The organism is Rhodococcus sp. WWJCD1 (assembly GCF_002258735.1).
Classification (GTDB): domain Bacteria; phylum Actinomycetota; class Actinomycetes; order Mycobacteriales; family Mycobacteriaceae; genus Rhodococcoides.
Genome location: NZ_NOXY01000011.1, coordinates 105,990 through 130,192 on the forward strand (window position 1 = coordinate 105,990; position 24,203 = coordinate 130,192).

At 65.0% G+C, this 24,203-nt stretch carries 23 protein-coding genes; 12 read left to right on the forward strand and 11 right to left on the reverse strand.

Annotated features, from left to right (window positions below):
• The first annotated feature begins 2 nt into the window (after window positions 1–2).
• From CH286_RS07430 to CH286_RS07465, 7 genes are all read left to right on the forward strand, one after another.
• A complete protein-coding gene (locus CH286_RS07430) occupies window positions 3–476 on the forward strand; it encodes a (2Fe-2S)-binding protein (RefSeq protein WP_032378620.1) in 474 nt (157 codons plus the stop codon).
• Window positions 473–1,825, forward strand: coding sequence for an 8-oxoguanine deaminase (locus CH286_RS07435; RefSeq protein WP_037151886.1), 1,353 nt, complete (start codon window positions 473–475; stop codon window positions 1,823–1,825). The genes CH286_RS07430 and CH286_RS07435 overlap by 4 nt, the downstream gene beginning before the upstream one ends.
• Window positions 1,822–4,146, forward strand: coding sequence for a xanthine dehydrogenase family protein molybdopterin-binding subunit (locus CH286_RS07440; RefSeq protein ID WP_255182598.1), 2,325 nt, complete (start codon window positions 1,822–1,824; stop codon window positions 4,144–4,146). Before CH286_RS07435 ends, CH286_RS07440 begins: the two co-directional genes overlap by 4 nt.
• Before the next feature lie 109 nt (window positions 4,147–4,255).
• Window positions 4,256–5,698, forward strand: coding sequence for an NCS2 family permease (locus CH286_RS07445; RefSeq protein ID WP_037151889.1), 1,443 nt, complete (start codon window positions 4,256–4,258; stop codon window positions 5,696–5,698).
• A 1-nt stretch (window position 5,699) separates the two neighbouring features.
• Window positions 5,700–6,776, forward strand: coding sequence for an XdhC family protein (locus CH286_RS07450; protein WP_094608821.1), 1,077 nt, complete (start codon window positions 5,700–5,702; stop codon window positions 6,774–6,776).
• Between the two features lie 664 nt (window positions 6,777–7,440).
• Complete coding sequence (locus CH286_RS07460; RefSeq protein ID WP_094608823.1) at window positions 7,441–9,318, forward strand: DUF222 domain-containing protein; 1,878 nt, start codon at window positions 7,441–7,443, stop codon at window positions 9,316–9,318.
• 11 nt (window positions 9,319–9,329) lie between these two features.
• Window positions 9,330–9,761: an HNH endonuclease signature motif containing protein gene (locus CH286_RS07465; protein ID WP_094608824.1), complete on the forward strand. Its 432-nt coding sequence runs from the start codon at window positions 9,330–9,332 to the stop codon at window positions 9,759–9,761.
• Here CH286_RS07465 and allB read toward each other — a convergent pair.
• From allB to CH286_RS07500, 7 genes are read right to left on the reverse strand one after another with little or no spacing between them, the layout of a single operon-like run.
• Window positions 9,758–11,080 carry an allantoinase AllB gene (allB, locus tag CH286_RS07470; RefSeq protein ID WP_441347105.1) on the reverse strand — a complete coding sequence of 441 codons (1,323 nt, stop codon included), beginning with the start codon at window positions 11,078–11,080 and terminating at the stop codon, window positions 9,758–9,760. The genes CH286_RS07465 and allB overlap by 4 nt on opposite strands.
• Window positions 11,070–12,113: an allantoicase gene (alc, locus tag CH286_RS07475; protein WP_032402220.1), complete on the reverse strand. Its 1,044-nt coding sequence runs from the start codon at window positions 12,111–12,113 to the stop codon at window positions 11,070–11,072. The genes allB and alc overlap by 11 nt, the downstream gene beginning before the upstream one ends.
• Window positions 12,110–13,243 carry a glycerate kinase gene (locus tag CH286_RS07480; protein ID WP_094608826.1) on the reverse strand — a complete coding sequence of 378 codons (1,134 nt, stop codon included), beginning with the start codon at window positions 13,241–13,243 and terminating at the stop codon, window positions 12,110–12,112. The genes alc and CH286_RS07480 overlap by 4 nt, the downstream gene beginning before the upstream one ends.
• A gap of 2 nt (window positions 13,244–13,245) precedes the next feature.
• Window positions 13,246–15,045, reverse strand: coding sequence for a glyoxylate carboligase (gcl, locus tag CH286_RS07485; RefSeq protein WP_094608827.1), 1,800 nt, complete (start codon window positions 15,043–15,045; stop codon window positions 13,246–13,248).
• A 1-nt stretch (window position 15,046) separates the two neighbouring features.
• On the reverse strand, window positions 15,047–15,943 hold the full coding sequence (locus CH286_RS07490; protein WP_032402223.1) for a 2-hydroxy-3-oxopropionate reductase: 897 nt from the start codon (window positions 15,941–15,943) through the stop codon (window positions 15,047–15,049).
• Window positions 15,944–15,951: 8 nt separating this feature from the next.
• Entirely contained in the window at window positions 15,952–16,788 is an 837-nt protein-coding gene (locus CH286_RS07495) for a hydroxypyruvate isomerase family protein (protein WP_094608828.1), read from the reverse strand.
• Window positions 16,789–16,800: 12 nt separating this feature from the next.
• The gene (locus CH286_RS07500; protein WP_032385160.1) at window positions 16,801–17,196 is read right to left on the reverse strand and encodes an allophanate hydrolase-related protein; all 396 of its coding nucleotides are present in this window, start codon (window positions 17,194–17,196) and stop codon (window positions 16,801–16,803) included.
• 222 nt (window positions 17,197–17,418) lie between these two features.
• On the opposite strand from CH286_RS07500, the gene uraD reads away from it, so the two are divergent.
• The 5 genes from uraD to CH286_RS07525 are packed head-to-tail and all read left to right on the forward strand — an operon-like array spanning window position 17,419 to window position 21,409.
• The gene (gene uraD / locus CH286_RS07505; RefSeq protein WP_230592394.1) at window positions 17,419–17,964 is read left to right on the forward strand and encodes a 2-oxo-4-hydroxy-4-carboxy-5-ureidoimidazoline decarboxylase; all 546 of its coding nucleotides are present in this window, start codon (window positions 17,419–17,421) and stop codon (window positions 17,962–17,964) included.
• Window positions 17,957–18,295, forward strand: a complete 339-nt coding sequence (uraH, locus tag CH286_RS07510; protein WP_032402224.1) for a hydroxyisourate hydrolase — start codon at window positions 17,957–17,959, stop codon at window positions 18,293–18,295. Before uraD ends, uraH begins: the two co-directional genes overlap by 8 nt.
• 5 nt (window positions 18,296–18,300) lie before the next feature.
• Window positions 18,301–19,191 (forward strand): factor-independent urate hydroxylase, encoded by an 891-nt coding sequence (pucL, locus tag CH286_RS07515; RefSeq protein WP_094608829.1) that lies wholly within the window; start codon window positions 18,301–18,303, stop codon window positions 19,189–19,191.
• A gap of 12 nt (window positions 19,192–19,203) precedes the next feature.
• The gene (locus tag CH286_RS07520; protein WP_080734433.1) at window positions 19,204–20,604 is read left to right on the forward strand and encodes a nucleobase:cation symporter-2 family protein; all 1,401 of its coding nucleotides are present in this window, start codon (window positions 19,204–19,206) and stop codon (window positions 20,602–20,604) included.
• A gap of 43 nt (window positions 20,605–20,647) precedes the next feature.
• Window positions 20,648–21,409 carry an IclR family transcriptional regulator gene (locus CH286_RS07525; protein ID WP_037151915.1) on the forward strand — a complete coding sequence of 254 codons (762 nt, stop codon included), beginning with the start codon at window positions 20,648–20,650 and terminating at the stop codon, window positions 21,407–21,409.
• Here the strand turns inward: CH286_RS07525 and CH286_RS07530 are convergent.
• The 4 genes from CH286_RS07530 to CH286_RS07545 are packed head-to-tail and all read right to left on the reverse strand — an operon-like array spanning window position 21,406 to window position 24,037.
• Window positions 21,406–22,230, reverse strand: a complete 825-nt coding sequence (locus tag CH286_RS07530; RefSeq protein WP_094608830.1) for a spermidine synthase — start codon at window positions 22,228–22,230, stop codon at window positions 21,406–21,408. The genes CH286_RS07525 and CH286_RS07530 overlap by 4 nt on opposite strands.
• Window positions 22,223–22,663, reverse strand: a complete 441-nt coding sequence (locus CH286_RS07535; RefSeq protein ID WP_094608831.1) for a cupin domain-containing protein — start codon at window positions 22,661–22,663, stop codon at window positions 22,223–22,225. The genes CH286_RS07530 and CH286_RS07535 overlap by 8 nt, the downstream gene beginning before the upstream one ends.
• 10 nt (window positions 22,664–22,673) lie before the next feature.
• Window positions 22,674–23,339: an SDR family NAD(P)-dependent oxidoreductase gene (locus CH286_RS07540; RefSeq protein WP_032402229.1), complete on the reverse strand. Its 666-nt coding sequence runs from the start codon at window positions 23,337–23,339 to the stop codon at window positions 22,674–22,676.
• Window positions 23,336–24,037, reverse strand: a complete 702-nt coding sequence (locus CH286_RS07545; protein WP_037151922.1) for a TetR/AcrR family transcriptional regulator — start codon at window positions 24,035–24,037, stop codon at window positions 23,336–23,338. The genes CH286_RS07540 and CH286_RS07545 overlap by 4 nt, the downstream gene beginning before the upstream one ends.
• Between the last annotated feature and the right edge of the window lie 166 nt (window positions 24,038–24,203).

Below are 24,203 nucleotides of genomic sequence, written 5' to 3' on the forward strand. Positions count from 1 at the left end.
ACATGCGAGTCAACTGCACCATCAACGGAAAAGACATGGAAGCCGACGACGTCTGGGAGGGCGAGAGTCTGCTGTACCTGCTGCGTGAACGCATGGGGCTTCCCGGATCCAAGAACGCGTGCGAGCAAGGTGAATGCGGATCGTGCACGGTCTATCTCGACGGTATCCCGGCCTGCGCCTGCCTGGTGGCCGCCGGACAGGTCGAGGGCCGCGAGATCCGTACCGTCGAAGGCCTCGCCGACGGCGACAAGCTCGACCCGATGCAGGAGGCGTTCGTCGAGTGCGGAGCCGTCCAGTGCGGCTTCTGCACCCCGGGACTCGTAGTCCAGGCGCACGATCTCATCGAGCGCGTTCCCAACCCGTCGGACGTCGAGATTCGCGAGTCTCTCGCCGGAAACCTCTGCCGCTGTACCGGATACGAGAAGATCCTCGACGCCGTGCGGCTCGCAGCAACCCGAAAGGCCGAAGCCAAATGACCACCGTCATCTCGGGGGCATACATTGCCCCGATCGTCGGCGACGAAATCCCGAACGGGTATCTCGTCGTCGAGGGCACCACGATCAGCGCCATCGGATCGGGCCCGGCACCGATCATCGCCGGGGCCGAGACGATCGATGCGTCCGGCTGCCTCGTCACCCCCGGCCTGGTGAACACTCACCACCACCTCTACCAGTGGGCCTCTCAAGGTCTGGCCAAGGACAACACCCTGTTCGAATGGCTTGTTGCACTGTACAAGCCGTGGTCCAAGATGGACGCCGAAGTCGTCGGCGGTGCTGCCGCAGCCGGGCTGGGATGGCTGGCGAAGTCGGGGTGCACCACGAGCACCGATCACCATTACATCTTCCCCAAGGGCCGAGGCGACCTGTTCGCCGCCGAGATCGATGCGGCGCAACGCATCGGCGTCCGATTCCAACCGTGCCGCGGCTCGATGGACCGGGGCGTGTCCGACGGCGGATTGCCGCCGGACGAGGTGGTCGAGTCGCTCGACGACATCCTCACCGCCACCGCCGAGGCCATCGACACCTATCACGACGCCTCTTTCGGTTCCATGCTCCGGATCGCGGTCGCACCCTGTTCGCCTTTCTCCATCAGCAAAGAGCTGCTCGTGGAGTCCGCCGGGCTTGCTCGCGCCAAAGGTGTTCGGCTGCATACCCACCTGGCCGAGACCCTCGACGAGGAGGAGCACTGCCTCGCTCAGATGAACTGCACCCCGGTCGAGTACATGGAGCAGGTCGGCTGGCTCGGTGACGACGTGTGGTTCGCCCACGCCGTCCACCTGCACGACTCCGACATCGCGAAGATGGCGGCCACCGGCACCGGCACTGCCCACTGCCCGAGTTCCAATGCACGTCTGGGCGCAGGCATCGCCCGAATCTCCGATCTACTCGCGGCCGGCGCACCCGTCGGCCTCGGTGTCGACGGCTCCGCCTCGGCCGAGATGGTGCCGCTGGCCGGAGAGGTGCGGCAGGCAATGTACATGCAGCGCGCCAAGTACGGCCCGACGGCACTGACCGCGCGTCAGGCACTCGAGATCGGAACCATCGGCGGTGCAACGGTACTGGGACGTCAGAGCGAGATCGGTTCGCTCGAGGTCGGCAAGCTGGCCGACATCGCGATCTGGCGCACCGACGGGTTCTACTCGGCCGTGGACGATCCGGTCGTGGCGTTCGCCTACGGGCAGACCCCACCGCTGGCTCGCTTGATGGTGGGCGGACGAACGATCGTCGAGAACGACGTTCTGACCAGCGCACCGCAGGACGAAATAGGCCGCGCCGGAGCCGATGCGCACCGTCGCCTCATGAAACTCGCGGAGGACGTGCTGTGAGCGCCCCGACCACTACACCCCGGCAAGCTCCCGCCGACATCCCCGCACCGGGTCGCGGTCGCGTCGGCGACAGCCCGCTGCGACCGGACGGCACGCTGAAGGTCAAGGGCGAGTTCGCATATTCCTCGGATCTGTTCATCGACGGCATGCTCTGGGGCGCAACGCTTCGCAGCCCGCATCCCCGTGCGAGGATCGTCTCCGTCGACATCTCGAAGGCGCTGGCAACGCCCGGCGTCGAAGCTGTCCTCACGCACGAGGACGTTCCGGGGCGTAAGTGCTTCGGACTCGACCACACGTGGGACCAGCCGGTGTTGGCCTTCGACGAGGTGCGGCACGAGGGTGAACCGATAGCACTGATCGCAGCCGACCATCCCGAAACCGCCCGGCGCGCAATGGAAAAGATCGTCGTGGTCTACGACGTGCTCGAGCCCCTGACCGATGCCCGTCGCGCAGCCCTGGATCCGGATTACCCGAAGGTGCAGGAACGCGGCGGAGTGGCGCGGCATCAACCGGTTCGCGTCGGCAACGTCGCCGCCGCTCGGGCGACCGCGGACGTCATCGTCAGCAGCGACTTCGCCGTCGGGATCCAGGACCAAGCATTTCTCGGACCGGAATCCGGACTGGCCGTACCGGCCGAGGACGGCGGGATCGACCTGTATGTCGCAACGCAGTGGATGCACAACGACCTCGCACAGATCGGCCCGTGCCTCGGCCTGCCCGAGGAGAAGATCCGGATGACGCTCGCCGGCGTCGGCGGAGCATTCGGTGGCCGCGAGGACCTCTCGATGCAGATCCACGCCGCGATGCTCGCCATGCACACCGGCAAGCCCGTCAAGATCGTCTACAACCGCTACGAGTCGTTCTTCGGTCACGTGCACCGCCACCCGGCGCAGATGCACTACGAGTACGGTGCGACCAGCGACGGCAAACTCGTGTTCGCCGATGTCGAGATCATCCTCGACGGTGGCGCGTACACCTCGGCCACCCTGAACGTCGTCGGCAACGCGGCCTCGCTCGGGGTCGGACCGTACATCATTCCCAACATCGAGATCGATGCGTACGGGGTGTACACGAACAATCCGCCATGCGGTGCGATGCGTGGATTCGGCGCAGTACAAGCATGTTTCGCGTACGAGTCGATGATGGACAAGCTCGGTGAGGCCTGCGGCATCGGACCGGTTGCGATCCGCCAGATCAACGCCGTCAGCCAGGGCTCGATCCTGGCGACCGGCCAGGTCATCGAAGCGCCCGCGCCGCTCGCTGAGATGCTCGCCCGAGCCGAAGCGATGGAACTGCCCGCACCACTGGACGCGTCGGACATTCGAAATCTGCCGGGTGGGGCGTCTCAGACGACCCACGGCGAAGGGGTCGTGCGAGGGATCGGTTACGGCGTCGGGATCAAGAACATCTGCTTCTCCGAGAACTACGACGACTACTCCACTGCTCGCGTCCGTCTCGAGGTGATCGGCGGCGAGGCAACGGCATTGGTGCACACCGCTGCCGCAGAGGTGGGCCAGGGCCTGGTGACGTTGGAGGCTCAGATCGCCCGCACCGAACTCGGCGTCACCAAGGTTGTCATCCACCCGGCCGACACCAAGGTCGGCAATGCCGGATCGTCCTCTGCGTCACGCCAGTCGTACATGACCGGTGGTGCCGTCAAGACTGCCTGCGAGGCCGTCCGCGAGGCGGTGTTCGTCCTGGCCGGCCTGTACCTCGGCCGCGCCGTAGCGGACCTGAGCCTCGACGGCGGCAAGATCGTCTCGGCCACCGACGGTGTGCTGGCGACGATCGAGGATGTGCTCGGCGACCGAGTCATCGAGCAGACGCGCGAATTCCACCATCGCCCCACCAGCGGAATGGATCCGGTCACCGGGCAGGGCGCGAGCCACACCCAGCTCGCCCTGTGTGTCCACCGCGCCGTGGTGGACGTCGACGTCGATCTCGGGCTCGTGAAAGTGGTCGAGATGGCCGCTGTTCAGGACGTCGGCAAGATCCTCAACCGGCTATCGCTCGAGGGCCAGATCCACGGCGGCACAGCCCAGGGCCTCGGCCTTGCGGTGATGGAGGAGATCGTCGTCGTCGACGGACTCGTGAAGAACCCGTCGTTCACCGACTACCTCATCCCGACCATTCTCGACATGCCGCCCATGAAGCTGGACATCCTCGAGAACCCGGATCCGTTGGCTCCCTACGGCCTTCGCGGCGCAGGCGAGCCGCCCACGCTGTCGTCGACGCCTGCCGTCGTCGCTGCCATCCGCAACGCCACCGGACTCGCCTTGACCCGAGTTCCCGTGCGTCCCGAACACATCGTCAACCCCTGATTCATTCGATGAGACCTTCTCCAGCACAGCGCGACCCGAGGCCAACTCCCCCGGCACGGTCACCGTCACACGCTGGGACAAGGTTGATCACGCCCTGGGAGGGCCGATCATGACCGATGTACACACACCCAGTACTCGCAAGAGCGGACGAGGTCGATCTCAGATCGACAAGTTCTTCGATATCACCGGCCGAGGCTCGTCGGTATCGCGTGAGATCCGGGGCGGCGTAACCACTTTCGTGGCGATGGCGTACCTGATCGTCCTCATTCCGCTGATCATCGGCGATGCCCGTGATGTCACGGGTGCGACTCTCGACGCAGCGCAACTGTCGACGATGGTCGCCCTGTCCGCCGGCCTGACGACGATCCTGATGGGGGTGGTCGGTAACGCGCCCCTCGCGATGGCAGCCGGCCTCGGCGTGACACCCATCGTGGTGTTCCAAGCCGCGCCGTACATGACGTGGCCGCAGGCAATGGGTCTGGTGGTGCTCGAGGGCGTGGTCATCGTCGTCTTCGCCCTCACCGGCATTCGGCAGCTCATCATGGACGCGATCCCCTTGGTGCTCAAACAGGCGATCGGCGTCGGAATCGGCGCGTTCATCGCCCTCATCGGACTGGTCGACGCCGGGTTCGTCGGCCACCACGAAGCAGCCGCAACCGCCGTCACCCTCGGCACGTTCGGCAAGCTGGCGGGCTGGCCCGTGTTCGTGTTCTGTGTCGGCCTGATCCTGATGATCATGCTGTTCGTTCGGAGAGTGCCGGGCGCGATGCTGATCGGCATCTTCGTCGCCACCAATCTTGCGATCATCCTCAACTCGGTGTTCGACATCGCACCGGAGGCATGGGGTCCGGTGGTACCGAAGGTGCCCGATTCCATCGTCGCCACACCGCAATTCGACCTGCTCTTCAACGTCGACCTGTTCGGCGGGTTCGCTCGAGCAGGTGTCGTCACGGCCTCGGTGGTGCTGTTCACGCTCGTGCTCTCGGGTTTCTTCGACGCCATGGGCACCATCCTGGGCGTCGGCGAGGAAGCGGGCCTGGTCGACAAGCAGGGCAGGATGCCGGGATTGAGCCGCATCCTCACCGTCGACGGCATCGGTGCCATCGTCGGAGGTGCGATCAACGGATCCGCCAACACTGCCGTCGTCGAGTCCGCGGCAGGCGTCACCGAGGGTGCCCGAACCGGTCTCGCGAGCGTCGTCACCGGCGGACTGTTGACCAGTCTGATCTTCTTCACCCCGTTGGCCGGGGTGGTCCCCGTCGGTGCGGCAGCCCCCGCGCTGGTTCTGGTGGGCGCGCTGATGATGACGCACGTACGCAAGATCGACTGGGAGAACACCGAAATCGCGATCCCGGCCTTCCTGACCATCGTGCTGATGCCCTTCACGTACTCGATCACCGTGGGAGTCGCAGCGGGTGTCATCTCGTACACCCTCGTTCGCCTCGCCAAAGGCAAAGCACGCCAGACGCATTGGCTGCTGTACCTGATGTCGGGAATCTTCCTGGTCTACTTCGCCCTGCACCCCATCGAAGAAGCGTTGGGAATCTCGTAACATGAAAGAGATCGTCGATCGTCTGACCGCCTGGGACCACGCCGGTGTTCCCTATGCGGTGGCGACGGTTATCGCGGTATCCGGAAGTGCTCCACGGCTTCCGGGTGCCGCGATGGCGGTCTGCGCCGACGGAGAGGCCGTCGGAAGCGTCTCCGGTGGCTGCGTCGAAGGCGCGGTGTACGAGCTGTGTCGCGAGGTTCTCGAGACCGGCGAGTCCAAGCGAGAGTCGTTCGGCTACAGCGACGTCGACGCTTTTGCAGTCGGTTTGACCTGCGGGGGAGTGATCGAGGTGTTCGTACGCCTCGGCCCTCCGCGGGCCGTGCTTGCGGCCATCGCGTCGGATAGCGCGGTAGCCACGGTGACGATGCTCGACGGCTCCGGGCAGTCGCTCGCCGTCTCGTCCTCCGCGACCATGGGTACGACCGGTTTTTCGGACGTCGACGCCGTGGTCGTGGGTGAGGCGCTGGCGATGTTGGACTCCGGGGGCACCGGCATCCGGTCGGTGCGCTGCCGGCCGGACCTCGACGTGTTCGTGCAGTCGTACGCAACCGCCCCGCGGCTGCTGATCTTCGGGGCCATCGACTACGCCGGCGCACTCGCCCGCGTGGGCAAGTTCCTCGGGTATCACGTGACGGTGTGTGACGCCCGTCCCGTATTCGCCACTGCTGCACGGTTTCCCGACGCCGACGAGGTGGTCACCGAATGGCCGCACAGCTATCTGGCGCGGACGGCAGTCGATGCCCGGACGGTAATCTGTGTACTGACCCATGACGCCAAATTCGACGTGCCGCTGCTCGAGGTGGCCTTGCGACTGCCAGTGGCGTTCGTGGGGGCAATGGGATCGCGTCGGACCCATGAGGATCGCGCGGCCCGGTTGCGTGACGTCGGGTTGAGCGAGCAGGAGCTCGCACGCTTGAAGTCGCCGATCGGCTTGGACCTGGGTGCGAGAACTCCGGAGGAAACTGCGCTGGCTATCGCGGCGGAATTCGTGGCCGTGCGACGCGGGGGTAGTGCGTTGCCACTCACACGCACCGACGGCCCGATTCACCACGACGAGGCGAATGCCAAATACGCGTAGACCTTTGGTGGTGCTGCTTCATCCGGGTATCGATAGCGAAGGATCGACTGTTCCGATGGACTCCGAGGCTGCTTCGGCGGTGGTGGACCTTGCGATCAGTCACGCTTTCGTCGACTCGATGGACGTGGTCGCAGCAGAGTTGAGCCTCCTCGGGTGGACCCCGGAGGCAACTGATGGCGACGACACCTGCATCGATCAGCAGTGGGAGTACCCACCATCACATAACCTGTGGCGGATCCATACAGGGCAACGCGGTGCTGAGTTCTTCATGGGCTTCATCGTGAACACAGAAGACGAACCGTTGGCCCTGGAGTACGTTCGACACGCCCATTCCATCATCGCTCCCTCGTGTCGAGCCCATGGAGCGATCTACTCTCGCGACGAGTTCGATTCAGGGGTCTGGAAAGACGACCTCCGCGTCATCACCCTTGGGCTTCTGCCCGGGACTCCTCATCTGGTCGGCAAACCTGTACCTCCCGCGCTTCAACTCACTGTGCAAGACGTGGGAAGTAGTTGCACCTGACCGGAAGCAATCTCTATTTGGACCAAAATCGCCTGGTCGAGGGGCCTAGATCGATACTCCCGTTTCTTGTCGGTGGGCTGGGATAGCCTTCTTTCAGTTCGAACGCATGTTCTGAATCGTTGCTCACCGGGGGGGTGAAAAATGGGCGCAGTACCGACCGTGTCGCTGGAGGCATTGACCGCTGCTGCGTGTGCAGAAAATCGTCAGGCCGCTCGCAAGATTTCCGCCTGCTATGACATCCATCGGAGCTGGATCACCCACGACACCAAGCACAAGCACTACAGCCGGTACGGACGCACCGAGATGGCAGTGGCGTTGGGCTGTTCGGCGACGGTCGCCGAATCGTATGTCTCCGTGGGCGTCGCCCTGCATACCCGACTCCCATTGCTGCGGTCCGCATTCGAGTCCGGGGAGATCGACTTACCCCGGGTGCGGACGGTGTGCCGCATCCTCGACAACCTTTCCGACGACATCGTCACGATGGTCGAGGACGAGATCGTCGAGGCCGCCCGCCGGTCGTCACCGGGTCCCCTCGAAAAGGAGATCTGGGACATCCTTCTGCGGGTCGCCCCCGACGAAGCAGCAGCACTACGGGAATTCGCCAAGAAGTTCCGCACCGTCACCTACAGCCCCGCCGGCGAACTCACCCGGATCCGAGCAGAATTGACCGCCCCCGAGGCCGCCGCCGCATGGCAACTCCTCGAAGAAATGGCCGACACCCTCTGCCCGAAAGACCCCCGAGGCAAGAAGGAACGCCTGTGCGATGCGTTCATGGCCCGCATGCACGGCGAACCCCGCCTGGCATGCCTGTGCCACCGCGAGGATTGCCCGAAAAAGGATGCAGTATTGCCGGATCGTCGGGTGCCGTTGACGATGGTCACCGTCGATATCGCCACCCTCATCGGATTGCTGGCGAACCCGGCGTATCTGGCCGGTCACGGATCCATCGACCCCGACCTCGCGCGGGAACTCGCACGCAACAGTCAGTGGCAGATCCTGCTCACCGAAGCAGTCACCCTCGCAGAGAAGCTGGGACTGGCTGTGCAGAACCCGGAGACCGGGGTATGGGAACGTCGCTCGGACAGTGAGAAGACAGGGGCTGCAACAGGACCCGAGGCGGGAACAGCGACGGAACCAGACGCCGACAGGGATACAGACACAGACGCCGACGCAGACAGAGACGAAGGCGTGGACTCGGCTGCTGATGCCGATGCTGCAACAGCTGCTCATGGTGATGGGGCAACGGGGTCGGCCGCGGATTCGGGTAGGGATGCTGATTCCTCGACCGCACCGACGTCGGCCAGTTCACCTGCACCTGCACCTGAGAACACCTCGGCATCGGCACCAGCCGCACCAGCAGATGAGGTCGACGACACCGGCCATATCGGCGATGCCGGGGCAAACGACGAGTCCGCACCCACACCTGCGGCCGGCCCGTCGCCAGCTCCTGAACCGGACGCCGCCGATCCTGCCCAGAAGCACGCAGCAACACGCGCAGGGGCAGCGGTGACCGACCCGCAACCAGAGCCGACGTCGGACACCGACCCTGAGACAGCTGCATCGTCCGAACCCGCATCAGCTCCACCACTAGCTGCGGACCAGACACCGCCGGCACCTGATGTCGCACCGAGCTGTTCGGAATCACGCTCATCCACAACACCATCCGGCTCCACACCACCATCCGACTCCGCAACATCGCGTCCGACGTCAGCCGAAGGCCCGGCACCAGGAACAGGCTCGGCTGCTGCCGCTGCCGTCAGTAACGGCCAACACCAGCGTCGCGTGGGATCACTGACCTCCGCTGCAGCCCTGTTCTGCACCACACACCCGTCGGCAGGGGCACACGGCACAGCCCTGCCCTCGACCTGCCCTCCGCAATTCGGCGCAACCGGACGATCCCTACAGCAGGCCACACACCCTCGGGCCTCTACCTCGGCAACGCATCACTCGCCGCTGCACTCGAAGCTGCGATCGCCGCCGACCCCACCCTCGGAAAGTCCGTTGCACGGGACCCGCTGACCGACCGAGCCTTGATCTACCGTCCCGACACCCTCACCACCGCAGCAGTCCGCCTCCGCGACCGACACTGCCGCTTCCCCGACTGCCACCGCCCCGCGAACCGCTGCCAACTCGACCACATCACCCCGTTCGATCACGCCAACCCCCTCGGCGGAGGCTGGACCACCATCAACAACCTCCAATGTCTCTGCGAGTTCCACCACACCGTCAAAACCGCCGGCTACTGGACAGCAGTCATGCTCCCCGGCGGCGCAATACTCTGGCGATCCACCTCGAAGACCACCCGAATCACCCTGCCCACCAACGGAACAGCCGTACCCATCATCGGCAACGACCTGAGGCCACACATCCCCACCAAACCCAGACGCTCCGGCATCATCGCCTACCCCGACCCACCCGATAACGAACAGCCCGAGACAGACGACACGGCACCGCCGTTCTAGTCGCGCGACAGCAGACACCCCGTCGAGGATTCCGACCCTGCGATCCATGACCGTCGCACCACACCCGACAAGCCCAGTCGATCGTAAGCCGTCACCGGGTTTCGGTGGTACAACTGCGCAACGTCAACGGTGAATTTCTCGTCGGGCGCGAACACCACAAGGTCTGCAGCGCAACCGACCTCGATGCGTCCGCGATCAGTCATGCCCACCTGATCGGCGGTGTTCGTGGCCATCCATCGTACGATGTCGGTCAGTGCACAGCCGCGGGATCGCGCCTCGGTCCACACCGCAGCAAGTGACACTTGCAACGACGCGATGCCACCCCAGGCATCGCCGAAGTCCCCGGTGTCGAACCGCTTGAGGTCGGGGGTGCAGGGGGAGTGGTCGGTGACAATCGTGTCGATCGTGCCGTCCAGCAGACCCTGCCACAGCGCCTCTCGGTTGCCGGCCTCCCGGATCGGCGGGCAGCATTTGAACTGCGTCGCTCCCGCCGGCACGTCCTCGGCGTCGAAACACAGGTAGTGCGGACAGGTTTCGACGGTTACCCGCACCCCGTCGCGCTTCGCCGCTGCAATCATCGGCAGCGCATCCGCACTCGACAGATGCAGAATGTGCACCCGGCACCCTGTCTGACGGGACAGCTCGATCACCTGCTCGATGGCCCGGTTCTCTGCCGCCCGCGGACGCGATTCCAGGAACCCCGCGTACTCACGACCCGCCGCGGACGGGGCCTCGGCGATGACCTCGGCATTCTCCGCGTGCACGATCATCAGCCCGTCGAACGACGCGATCTCGATGAGAGCCTTCTCCAGTTCCGGAATCGTCAGCGGCGGAAACTCGTCCACGCCCGACGCCAGCAGGAAGCACTTGAATCCGAAGACTCCTGCGTCGTGCAACGGCCGCAGCTGATCGACGTTTCCGGGAACTGCGCCGCCCCAGAATGCGACGTTCACGACCGACTTCTCGGCCGCAACCCGGCGCTTGATCTCCAGCGCCGCGACGTCGACAGTGGGGGGAATACTGTTGAGCGGCATATCGACGATGGTCGTGATGCCACCCGCCGCAGCCGCCCGGGTAGCGCTGGCAAACCCCTCCCACTCGGTGCGCCCCGGCTCGTTGACGTGCACGTGCGTATCGACCAACCCCGGCAGCAACACCTCGTCCGGCCCGAGCTCGACCACCGTCCCAGCAGCCGCCGAAGCATCCACATCATAGGAATCGACAGCCACGATCCGGCCGTCCCGGACAGAGATCGACGCCGAGACCTCTCGTCCGCCGATCACTGCACGAGCAGCGCGAAGAACCAGATCAGACTGCACTGGAGACACTCTGGAGCTCGGACGACTTCCACGCGATGTCAGCCGCGTCGAGCGCATCGGCGTCGAGCTCGCCGAACAATCGCAGCCGAGACAAACCGCCGTCGGGGTACACGTCGAGTCGTAGGTGTGTGTACGCCTCCGTCTCGTTCAGCAGGAAGCGGTGTCGCGTGTCCGGCTGCACCGCGGTGCGCGCGAGGATCTCGGTCCACGCCGTCGGATCCGTGATGTGTCGGCGACGAGAATCGATGGCGCTGAGCCGAACCCACCCCGGAGCGTTTCCGACGTAGTAGCTCGTGTCGACCTCGACGTGCCGAGGTGCGCCGGGTGCCGCGAGTGCAAAGACCGCGTAGTCGTTGCCGCCGTTGCGACGACGGGAGTTCTCCCAGCCCTCGCCCATGTTCCGTGCCCGCCCGGGCAGGATGATATTGGCGGGGGACGAATAGAAGGCATCCGAGCAATCGGTGAGCCGCGCACCGTTCTCGGCCGCGAGCAGGTCGATGGTGCCCCCGAGGAAGCGAGGGTCCTGCACTACCTCACCGTGCACGCGGAACCGAGCCACGCCGCCGTCCGGGTAGATGGACAAGCGTACGTGCGTCCACCGGTGCCGATCCGCCACCTCATAGGTATTCGCTGTATCACCCACTGCCGCAGACTTGTCCACGATGGTGTGCCAGTCCGCCTTCAGTACATCGTCGAGGGACGGGTAGCCCTCGATCGACGCCGCTTCGATGGAGACGAACGGCGGGTAGTTGCCGGTGAAGTGTGCGGTGTCGACCACAACGCCGTGCACGATGCCCGGTGCGCCGAGACGTACGATCGCCCAGTCGTGCCCACCCTCGTCACGACGACGTCGAGTCTCCCACCCGTCGTACACCTTTCCCTTGTGGCCGAAGTCCGCCGGATCGAACAGCGGAGCGTCGGGCTTGATCAGGTTCTCGCGCTGCGCGAACAGTTCGTCGTTCGCGGCCGAGACGCTGCCGCCGAGGGCCCGGGACGCGAGATCGGTCAACGAGGTGAAGTGCGTGGTGCTCATGAGATTCCTTCCGAAATGTTTGTGGTGGTGATCATTCGACCTACCTCGCTGAGCAGCCTGGCCGCGTCGCGCATGGAGATTCGGGGGTCCGGCTCGAGATCGGCCAACGCATAGGAGGCAACGATCCCGTGAGTGCGCAACCGATCCAGGCCGATGACGCTGCGCCCGGCGACAGTGATCACCGGAACACCCGCTTCGCGCGCTGCGTGCGCGACTCCGATGGGTGCCTTGCCGTAGAGGCTCTGCTCGTCGAGTGAGCCCTCGCCGGTGACGACCAGATCTGCGCCGGCGAGGGCACCGGCGAAGTCGATCAGCTCGAGCACGGTCTCGATACCCGGCTTGGCAACCGCACCGAGTACAGCAATGGCTCCGAACGCCGTGCCGCCAGCCGCCCCGGTGCCGGCGAGACCACTGACATCGCGTCCGATTGCGTTGCGCACCAGATGCGCCCACTGCCGCATTCCGTGTTCCAGATACAGCAGTTCCTGCGGTCCGGCACCCTTCTGCGGTCCGTAGACCGCTGCCGCTCCGGTCCGGCCGAGCAACGGGTTGTCGACATCGCACGCCAACTCGAACACCGCATTCCGAGCCGACGGCATCAGACCGGAGACATCCAGCTGCACCGCGCCACGTAAAGCACCGCCACCACGCGCGACGTCGTTGCCGTCGGCATCGAGGATGCGTGCCCCCAGCGCCGTCAGCATGCCCGCGCCGCCGTCAGTGGATGCGCTTCCCCCGAGCCCGACGACGATACGATCAGCGCCGGCCTCGAGTGCATGCGCGATCACCGTGCCCAGCCCGAACGTGCTGGCTCCCAATGCATCCGAGCGACCGCCCGGCAGAAGCTCGAGCCCGACCGCCGAGGCGAGTTCGACGACGGCAGTATCACCACGACGGGCATACGACGTATCGACCGCCTCACCGGTCGGCCCCGAGCACGTGACGGCCACCCGGTCCCACCCGGCGGTGACGGCAGCATCGACGGTGCCGTCACCCCCATCGGCGACGGGTAGGCACACCGTCTCGAGCGACGGGTCTACCGCGACCAGACCTTCGGCCAACGCGCGAGCGACCTCGGCCGCGGACAGCGAGCCCTTGAACTTGTCGGGTGCCAGCAGAATTCGCGTCATCTCTAGTCCAGCAGGAGCAGCGCGGTGGGCGCGTCCGCCGACGTGTTGGCCAGTTCCTCGAACTCACCGACGTTGTCGATCTCGGTACCCATCGAGATGTTGGTGACCCGCTCCAGAATGATCTCGACGACAACGGGAACCTTGTGCTCGTTGGCCAGAGTCCTGGCCCGCACGAGCGCCTCACCGATGAGCTCGGGCTCGGTGACCCGAAGCGCTTTGCACCCCAGGCCTTCTGCCACCTGGACGTGGTCGACGCCGTACCCCTTGGGGATACCGGGCTGAGTGTCCAAGGTGTCCTGGTGGTTGATGTTGTCGAATCCCAGCTGGACGCAGAAGTCCATGTCGAAGGCGCGCTGCGCCTGCCGGATCAGTCCCAGGTACGAGTTGTTCACCACCACATGCACGTACGGCAGATTGAACTGCGCACCGACAGCCAGCTCCTCGATCATGAACTGGAAGTCGTAATCGCCGGACAGGGCAACGACATTCGCGGTCGGATCGGCAGCCACCGCACCCAGAGCCGCGGGGATCGTCCAGCCGAGCGGGCCGGCCTGCCCGCAGTTGATCCAGTTGCGGGGGGAGTAGACGTGCAGGAACTGACCGCCCGCGATCTGCGAGAGCCCGATGGTGCTGATGTAGCGGGTATCCCGATCGAAGACCTTGTTCATCTCCTCGTACACGCGCTGAGGCTTGATCGGCACGTTGTCGAAGTGAGTGCGGCGATGCATCGTGCGCTTGCGCGTCGCACAGTCCTCGACCCAACCGGACAGGTCACGCAGCGTGCCTGCGGCACGACGCTCCTCGGCGACGGCCACGAACTGCTCGAGGGCGGCCTTGGCGTCGGAGATGATTCCGTAGTCCGGTGCGAAGACGCGTCCGATCTGGGTCGGTTCGATGTCGACGTGGACGAACTTCCGGCCCTTGCGGTATGTGTCGAGACCGCCGGTATGCCGGTTGGCCCAACGGTTTCCGATGCCGAGCACGAAGTCCGAGGCCAGCAGCGTTGCGTTTCCGTATCGGTGCGCGGTCTGCAGACCGACCATGCCTGCGGCGAGGCGGTGATCGTCCGGGATGGTGCCCCAGCCCATCAGCGTCGGGATGACCGGCACGTCGAGGATCTCGGCGAGCTGCACGAGCAAGTCCGACGCATCGGCGTTGATGATGCCGCCGCCGGCCACGATCAATGGGCGCTCGGCAGCCAGAAGCATGTCGATGGCCTTCTCGGCCTGAGCACGCGAGGCGACTGGCTTGTGCACGGGCAGCGACTGGTACGTGTCGGGATCGAAGTCGATCTCGGCCAGCTGCACGTCGATGGGCAGATCGATCAGCACCGGACCGGGGCGACCGGACCGCATCAGATGGAACGCCTGCGCAAATGCACCGGGAACCTGGGCCGGCTCGAGCACCGTCATCGCCATCTTGGTGACGGGCGCCGCGATCGACGCGATGTCGACGGCCTGGAAGTCCTCCTTGTGCAGCCGCGCAACCGGAGCCTGGCCGGTGATCGCAAGAATCGGAATCGAGTCGGCCATGGCCGAATACAGCCCGGTGATCATGTCGGTGCCGGCCGGACCGGAGGTACCGATACAGATACCGATGTTGCCCGGTGCGGCGCGGGTGAAGCCCTCCGCCATGTGCGAGGCACCTTCGACGTGGCGAGCCAGCACGTGCCGGATGCCACCGTGATTGCGCATCGACGCGTAGAACGGGTTGATCGCAGCACCGGGCAGGCCGAATGCAGTTGTTGCACCTTCGAGTTCGAGAATCTTCACTGCGGCATCGGCCGCGCGCATCCTGGCCATGTCAGTTGTCCTTACCTGTGATCGAGGAGCCCGAGAGCCGAGCGACACCGCGGTACAGCGCCGAATGATCCAATCCACCATCACCGTTGGCGCGCGCCGAGGCCATCAGCTGCGCCAGCACCGCGCCCATCGGAATCACGACGCCCGCTTCACGCGCAGCCGAGGTGACGATGCCGAGGTCCTTGTGGTGCAGGTCGATGCGGAAGCCAGGCTCGAACGAGCGGTCCAGCATCTTCTGCGCCTTCTGGTTCAGCACGGCCGAACCAGCGAGGCCGCCCCCGAGAACTTCCACCGACGCAGCCAGATCGACGCCGTAGGCCTCGAGGAACGCAATGGCCTCCGCGAGCACCTGAATGTTTCCGGCCACGATCAACTGGTTGGCCGCCTTGACCGTCTGCCCGGATCCGCTCGGACCCACGTGCACGACGGTCTTGCCGACGACGTCGAGAATCGGCTTGGCCGTGGCGAAGTCGTCCGCGCTGCCACCGACCATGATCGACAGAGTCGCGTTCTCGGCTCCGGCCTGTCCGCCGGATACCGGGGCGTCGAGGATACGGAACCCGCGCGAGGACGCGTCGGCCGCCAAGGTGGCGGTGACGTCGGGACGGATGCTGGAGAAGTCGATGATCAGCGCATCGCGTCGAGCATTGTCGAAGACACCGCCCTCACCGGTGAGAACCTCCTGCACGTCCGGAGAGTCGGGAACCATGATCGCGACGATGTCGGCGTCGTGGACGGCTTTGGCGATCGAGTCGGCCGCGGTACCGCCGGCTTCGACGAGGGGGCCGGTGCGGTCGGGCGTCAGGTTGTAGCCGACCACCTGGTGGCCTGCTTTGGCGAGATGAACGGACATGGGGCTGCCCATGATTCCGAGGCCGATGAATGCAATGGTGCTCATATCAATCCCTACTTGGTCGTGGTGCCGGTGGAAAGAGCCAGCTGGAGCCAGTCGAACGTGTTCTCGCGGGTGGCTTTGTATTCGAGTCCGACGTAGCCGTCGTAACCCCGTGCTGCCAGACCGGTGAGCTGTCCGCCGAGATCGAGGCTGCCGGTTCCCGGCTCGCCGCGGCCCGGGGAGTCGGCGATCTGCACGTGCCCGATCAGGTCGTGGTGTGCCTCGAGTGCTGCGGGAACGTCCTCTCCGTTGACGGCGAGGTGGTAGAGGTCGACAAGCAGGCGGAGGTTGTGTACGTCCTGCTCACGGGCTACGCGGCGGATAGTGGCGACGGCACCGGCAGCGGACTTCAACGGGTAGGCGGGCGCGCCGCTGACGGGTTCCACCAGCACGACGCCGCCGATCTTCGCTGCAGCTCTACCTGCGGCGGCCAGGTTCTCGATGGCGACCTCGTCCTGATCCAGCGGATCCACACCTTCGATACGGTTGCCGTACAGGGCGTTGAAGGCCCGGGTGCCCAGCTGCTCTCCGATTCCGACGGTGACGTCGATGTTGTCGCGGAACGCCTGCACCTGGGCCGGATCGGAGAGGATCCCGCGATCCCCGGCGGGCATGTCTCCCGCGGCGAAGTTCAGTCCGGTCAGCTGTACGCCCGCATCCCGGACGGCCGAGACGAATGCGTCGACGTCGGCATCGGACGGGACCGGGTTCGAGAACGGCCACCAGAATTCCACGGCGTCGAACCCCGCGTCACGAGCGCGCTGCGGGCGATCGAGCAGGGGCACATCGGTGAAGAGAATGGAACAGTTGACGGTGTACTGGAGTCGAGAGTCAGCAAAGGGGTTCATGCGCAGTGCCTTTCAGTTCTGAGGTTGCGGCAGTCCGCGGTATCGACGCCAGCTGCCGGCGTAGGTGATGTCGGTCAGCTCGTCCGGTTGCGCGTCGAGCACCCCGGGGCGGAGGCCGACGCCGAGGACCGAACGCCCGTCCTCGAGCGCAACCACGGTGAGCTCGAGCTCCGGCGGTTCGTCCGGGAGGAACGCGGTACGGATGTCGTCGAGCGGAATGTCGTACAGCTCGCCTTCGATGGCCGCACCGGCGGTGTGATCGAGCAGCAGCGCCGGGAATTCGTCCCGTACCGAGAAGAACCGGTAGTTGGGCGTGGTGCGCACCGTGCCCACGAACGGGTGCGAGGAGACGTTGTGGTGCAGGCTACCGCCGCGCATGGCACCGCCATTGCAGAAGAGCTCCGTCATGAAGTCGTTCCTTTCGGAGTCGAGCGGACCATCTGAAAGTCCGTAATACGGAATCTTAATTCCGTTTGTTTGACCGAGTGTGGCGTGCGCCACGTGGTCCTGTCAAGACCCGGAGTGGGCCCGTGCGCCCAATGCCCCGCTGCTGCAACGAGAAAGCCCTCTCTCGCGGCGGGCCACACATCGACCCTTGACACCGGCTGTGATCGGTGTCACGCTCGTTTGGTGGAATCAACATTTCGTAATGCGGAATCGCGACTGCGCGGTCCCGACGCGACGACCGAATTGAACGAGGCCCCCGAGGCCGAAGCTGCTCGAATCCTGTCGCTCTGCCTGGACGTTCCCCGTTGGGTGAACGAGGTTCTACGGCACCGACCGTTCGTCGACGACCGGTCCCTTCGCCACGCCATCACCCACGCCGCATCGCCACTGACGACCGACGAAGTACACCGAGCACTCGCGGTACATCCGCGCATCGGCGAACGGCCCGAGGGTGACGACGCCAGCGCTCGCCATGCGAGCACCGAGCAATCCGGCGTGGACGTCTCGGACGAGAGCATCGAACAACGCCTGCGAGCGGGGAACCTGGCCTACGAGAAGCGCTTCGGGCAGGTGTTCCTGATCAGGGCAGCCGGCCGCGACGCACATGACGTGCTGAAGGCCCTGGACAGCCGACTCGCCAACGACCGCCGAACCGAAGCTGCGGTAGTCGAGCACGAACTGCGAGAGATCGCGGCAGTGCGCGCGACAGGAAGCCTGGGCAATGCCTGACCACCGCAGCCACGTGACCGCTCACGTACTCGATGCCGCCAAAGGAATTCCGGCGCAGGGGATATCGATCTCTCTGACCGACGCTACCGGTGCCCAGGCAGCCCACGCCGTCACCGACGAGCAGGGCCGAGTCTCCTCACTCGGGCCGAGTGAACTGACACCCGGAACCTATCGCCTCACCTTCGACACCGGTGCGTACTTCGCGGCGCAGAACACCGAATGCTTTCACCCCGAAGTTGTCGTCACCTTCGAGATCACCGCACCCGACCAGCACTACCACATCCCACTTCTGTTGAGTCCGTTCGCTTTCACCACCTATCGAGGGAGCTAGAACCCATGACCATCGTGCTCGGAGCAAACCAGTACGGCAAGGCCGAATGCAGGCTCGTCCGCATCGACCGCGAGACGCCCCGCCACCGCATCACCGACGTCAGCGTCACCTCACAGCTTCGCGGCGACCTCGACGCTGTCCACATCGAAGGCGACAACGCCCACGTCGTCGCCACGGACACCCAGAAGAACACCGTCTACGCCTTCGCTCGCGACGGCATCGGCGCGATCGAGAACTTCGCACTCCGTCTGGGCGCGCACTTCACCGGCAACTTCGATTGGATCAGCGGTGGACGCTGGGAGATCGAGCAGTACCAGTGGTCACGTATCGCGAACGGAAGTGACGGATACGACCACTCGTTCGTCAAGGCGAGCGACGAGAAGCGGAACACGATCGTCACGGTCGACGGCGACGACATCTCCATCGTCTCCGGAGTCAACGATCTTGTGGTCCTCAACTCCACGGCGTCGGAGTTCTGGGGTTACCCGAAAGACCGCTACACCACGCTGAAGGAAACCACGGACCGAATCCTGGCCACCTCGGTCAGCGCCCGCTGGCGGTACCTCACCACCGAGCTCGATTTCGACAAGACCTTCGACGACGTCCGTTCGATCATGCTCGATGCCTTCGCGTCCACTCACTCTCTTGCGTTGCAGCAGAGCCTGTTCCAGATGGGAAAGCAGGTTCTCGAAGCACACCCGGAGATCGGCGAGATCAAGTTCTCGATGCCCAACATCCACCACTTCCTCGTCGACCTAGAGCCGTTCGGACTCGACAACCCCGGTGAGGTCTTCTACGTCGCGGATCGCCCCTACGGTCTGATCGAGGCCACGGTGGAACGCGACGATGCCCCGGACGCAGGCCGCGCCTGGGATACCGTGCCCGGATTCTGCTAGGAGCGAGACGACATGAAGCTGACGAAACGCACGCCGACCAAGACTCATGCGCCGCACGATCCCGCCCGTCCCGAGGACGAGCGGTTGTCGATCGGCAGGTCGTACGTCTACGGATTGCAGCACATCCTGACGATGTACGGCGGTGTCATCGCACCACCCCTGATCGTCGGCGGCGCAGCGGGATTGACCGGCACCGAGATCGCACTGCTGGTCTCGGCCGCGCTGTTCGTCAGCGGAGCGGCCACGTTGCTGCAGACACTCGGAGTACCCTACTTCGGTGCGAAGTTACCTCTGGTACAGGGAATTTCGTTCGCGTCCGTCTCGACGATGGTGGCGATCGCGAGCGGCCCGGGCGGACTGAACTCGGTGTTCGGAGCCATCATCGCCGCCGGTGCCATCGGCATCCTCATCACCCCGTTCTTCAGCAAGATCGTTCGCTTCTTCCCACCGGTGGTGACCGGCACGATCATCACCGTCATCGGCATCTCGCTACTGCCCGTTGCGGTTCGGTGGGCCATGGGCGGAGATCAGCAGGCCACCGATTGGGGCTCGATGTCCAACATCGGTCTCGCGGCATTCAGCCTCGTGGTGGTTCTGCTCGTCAGCCGACTCGTGCAGGGCACACTCTCGCGCCTGTCGATCCTCATCGGCATCATCGTCGGCACGGTGTTCGCGGTCCTCGTCGGCAAGGCCGATTTCTCCGGTGTGAGTGACGGTGCCATCTTCAGCTTCCCCGAGCCGTTCGCGTTCGGAGCACCGACATTCCAGGTGGCGGCCATCATGTCGATGGTGGTCGTCATCCTGGTGATCATGACCGAAACCACCGCCGACATCCTGGCCGTCGGTGAAATCGTCGGCACCGACGTCGATGCCCGACGCGTCGGCGACGGCCTGCGAGCAGACATGGTCGCCACCACCATCGCTCCCGTGTTCGGCACCTTCCCGGCCAGTGCGTTCGCCCAGAACGTCGGACTCGTGGCCGTCACCGGGATCAAGAGTCGCTACGTCGTCGCAGCCGGCGGATCGGTGCTGCTGTTCCTCGGACTCTTTCCCATCCTCGGGCTGGTCGTCGCATCGGTGCCGTTGCCGGTGCTCGGCGGTGCGGGCATCGTGCTGTTCGGCTCGGTGGCGGCCAGCGGCATCAGGACACTGTCCAAGGTCGAGTTCGACGGCAACCTCAACCTCGTCATAGTGGCGGTGGCCATCGGGTTCGGTGTCATTCCCATCGCCGTACCGGGCTTCTACGCCGCGTTTCCCGACTGGGTGCACGTGGTGCTCGACTCGGGTATCAGCGCCGCGAGCATCGTGGCCGTCGTACTGAACATCCTCTTCAACGTCGTCACCCGTGGCCAGAAGCCCTCACCCTCGGTGGTGACCGCTGCACCGCCGGTGGCGACGCGGCATCACCAGTAGAGTCCTTCGGGACGGGTACGACTACGACGGTGCGAGGTGGACTGTGGCGGCAGGTGGCGGGGTGCAGTCCGTGGAGCGAGCGTTCGAGCTGCTCGACATCATGGCCGCCTCCGGTGGATCCATCGGGATCAGCGAACTCGCCGAGGCGACCGATCTGCCGATGCCGACGGTGCACCGACTGATCGGCACACTGGTCTCCCTCGGCTACGTCAGACGCTTACCGTCACGCCGATATGCATTGGGCACCAAACTCATTCGACTGGGCGACAGTGCCTCCAAGCTCATCGGTGGATGGGCCAAGCCGTACCTCGCCGAGCTGGTCCGGATCACCCACGAGACGTCCAACATGGCCTTTCTCGAGGACGACATGGCGGTGTACGTCGCGCAGGTGCCGTCGGAGCACGCGATGCGGATGTTCAACGAGGTCGGTCAGCGCGTGTTGCCACATTCCACCGGCGTCGGCAAGGCATTGCTGTCGCAGTTGGACGACGACGCCGTCCGCGCGATCGTCGGCCGCCTCGGCATGACTCCCCGCACCGTCAACACGATCACCACCCTCGACGCGTTGCTCGCGGATCTCGCGCTGATCCGCGAACGCGGCTACGCGATCGACGACGGCGAGCAGGAGGTAGGGGTGCGCTGCTTCGCCGTCCCGGTACTCGGCGCTCCGACACTCACGGCGATGTCCATCGCGGGGCCCTCGGCTCGGGTCACCCTCGAATCGGCCGAACAGTTCGTACCCCTGCTGATCTCGGCGGCCGAGCGACTGGCCAAGGATCTCGCGAGCAACAATCCAGCTCCCTAATCCTTCAGTACTCGCGCGTCGCGAGCGAAGGACTGCACTTCCTCAGTCAGCCACACGTGCGCCGGAACTGCGCCGCCGAGTAGTTCGCGGGCCAACGACGGCGAGTCCCCGATCGGAACGTCACTGCCGGCGATGATGATATTGCCGTAACGCCTGCCCTTGAGCATCGCCGGATCCGCGACGATTGCCGTGTGCGGAAAGATACTTCCGATGGTCGACGCCTCCTGCTTCGCGAGCGACAGGTCCCGGCGGTCACCGCAGTTGACGACGTACATACCGCCGGGTGCGAGGACGCGTCGGACATGGGTGGTGAATTCGGCGGTGAGCAGCGGGGCCGGAGTTGTGGCTCCGGCGAACACATCTCGCACGATCAGGTCACGACTGTTCTCGCTCAAGGTCTCGGTCACCGCCCGAGCCTCACCGACGCGGATACGCAGCAGAGGTGCCCGCGGTAGATCGAACCATTCACGAACAAGCTCCGAAAGCTTCCCGTCGAGCTCCACGACCACCTGACGCGCACCGGGAAACTCGGCGGTGAACGAGCGTGCCAGCGTGCAGGCCCCGCCCCCGAGATGCAGCGCGCGCAGCGGGAAGGTCGAATCCCATTGCGCACGTACCAATCCCGAGATCCACCGCATGTACTCGAACTCGAGCACGGTGGGGTCGTTCATGTCGATGTGTGAACTCGGAACATCGTTGACGTTGACGACCCACCCGTCGTCCGAGAAGGTATCTCGCACCAATTCACAGGTGCCCGAATCGATCTCGAACACACCGGGTTGCAGAGCGCCGGCCGACGCCGTCGCCCGCTTCCTACCCATGGGAGTCCTCGAGCCGAAAGTCCTCGAAATCGAATCCGGGAGTGACGATGCAGCTCACCAGGCTCGGTTCGTCGCCCACCGGCTGCGCCCGCTGCCACACCGACGGAGGCACGATCTGCTGCGGGGATTCGGGCGAAACCAGCAGCGAGGTCGCGTCACCTGGCTTGTCCCCTGCACCGCCGAGATCCAGCTGCACTGGACTGCCTCGGTGGTAGAGCCACATCTCGGTGCCGCGAACGGTGTGCCAGGCCGACTGCTGACCGGGCATCAGCAGGAACAGGATTGCCGTACCTGCCGCGCGCGGGCCGGGATAACCGTCGGGCAGAGATGTCTGTGGAATCGTGACCTCGCTGCGCCAGGTCTCCTTGAACCAACCACCCTCCGGGTGGGGTGCAAGGTCCAGGCTCTGAGCCCAGTCGGGCAGCGATGTCATGCCGGCAAGCCTAGTCAGCCGAGATCTGAACCCGGAACCTGTTCCGTTCGGTATGCAGGCTCCACAGCTGCTCGGCGAGAGCCTCGGGGCTCTTCTTCGGATCGCTACCGTCGATGGCACCACCGATGATCAACTGCGACACCTGGATTCCCTCCTCGGCCAACTCCTCGTTGAGCAGCTGCGCGTACGCCGCCTGGCCTGCGAACGCGATGGACGTGCCGGTGACCGTACGACCGGGCTTCACCGCAGAGCCGCCGTTGACGAACAGAATCGTGCCTTTGTTCTCGCCGAGGAATCGCATTCCCGGTAGCACCTGATGGACGGCAGCGATGGGTCCGTAGATGGAGAACTCGACCGGGCCGACCATGTCTGCCGGGGTGGTCTCGAGTACGGGCCGCATGAAGTCCTTCTGCGGAAGCGGGCTGTATTGCAGCACCTCGATGGGGCCGAGTGTTTCGGTGACCTGCTCCAAGGCCGCGGCGATCGAGGCCGGGTCGCGCACGTCGGCGACGAAGCCCTTCGCGGATACACCGTCGGCCACCAGCTGATCGGCGAGCGAGTCGACACGGGACTGGTTGCGGGAGATCAGGCCGACCGAGAAGCCTTGGGCGCCGAACTTGCGCGCCACTGCTGCTCCGAGACCTGCACCTGCTCCGACTATTGCTATCGATGTCATGTCGAATGCAAGGACCGACGATCCTCGACTATTCCGACGACCTCCTCGAGCAGGGCCTCAGCACTCCCGTGCAACGCCGTGACATCCCCGGTCCAGCCGAGGACCCGCAGGGCGGCTTCGGCGATCCCCGCCGCATCCGCCGTCGGGTCTCGGCGCCCGTTCTCGCGGTCGGCACGCGCGTTCACCACGGTCTCCACCAGGCGAAACGGCAGGTCTTCTGTGCCCGGTCGACGCTCGGAGTCGAGTTGAACCAGCGTGTCCGACGCGATGGCCGCATACAGACTCATCAGCGTGTACCGATGGTCGCGGAAGGTCTCGAAGCGCTCGCTGCGCAGCTCGGGCAGGAGGTAGAGCGCGCCCAGATTCCATGTCGATGCGGCGAGCTGCCCGGCGTCGAAGTAGGCAAGCGCGTACATCTGGGTCGAGGCCTCGGTCCCGGAATCACGGATTCGCTGCGCAACGGCCAACGGCGCGTCGACGGTGCCGCTGAGAAGTGCGTCGAGGATGTCGTCCTTGGTGGCGAAGTGGTGATAGAGCGAGGCCTGACGCAATCCGACGGCCTCGGCAATGACGCGAGTCGAGGTGTTGGTGAAGCCGCGAGTGGTGAACAGCTCGGCCGATGCGTCGAGTATCTCCTCGCGAGCGGTGTCGCCGGGCCGCTTCTTCGTGCTCAATCTCGGTCTGCCTGCGCCGGTCATGGCCCCATCTTGTCAGGTCGACGTGTCGGTGAGATTTCTGTCATCTGATCGAAATAGACGAAACGAGCTTGTTGCACGACGGTCACCGCCCGGGAACGGCGGCGCCGAAAACTATCAACTGACAGAAACCCGCCTCGGCGATGCAGCGGGCGGTCACTCACCACCC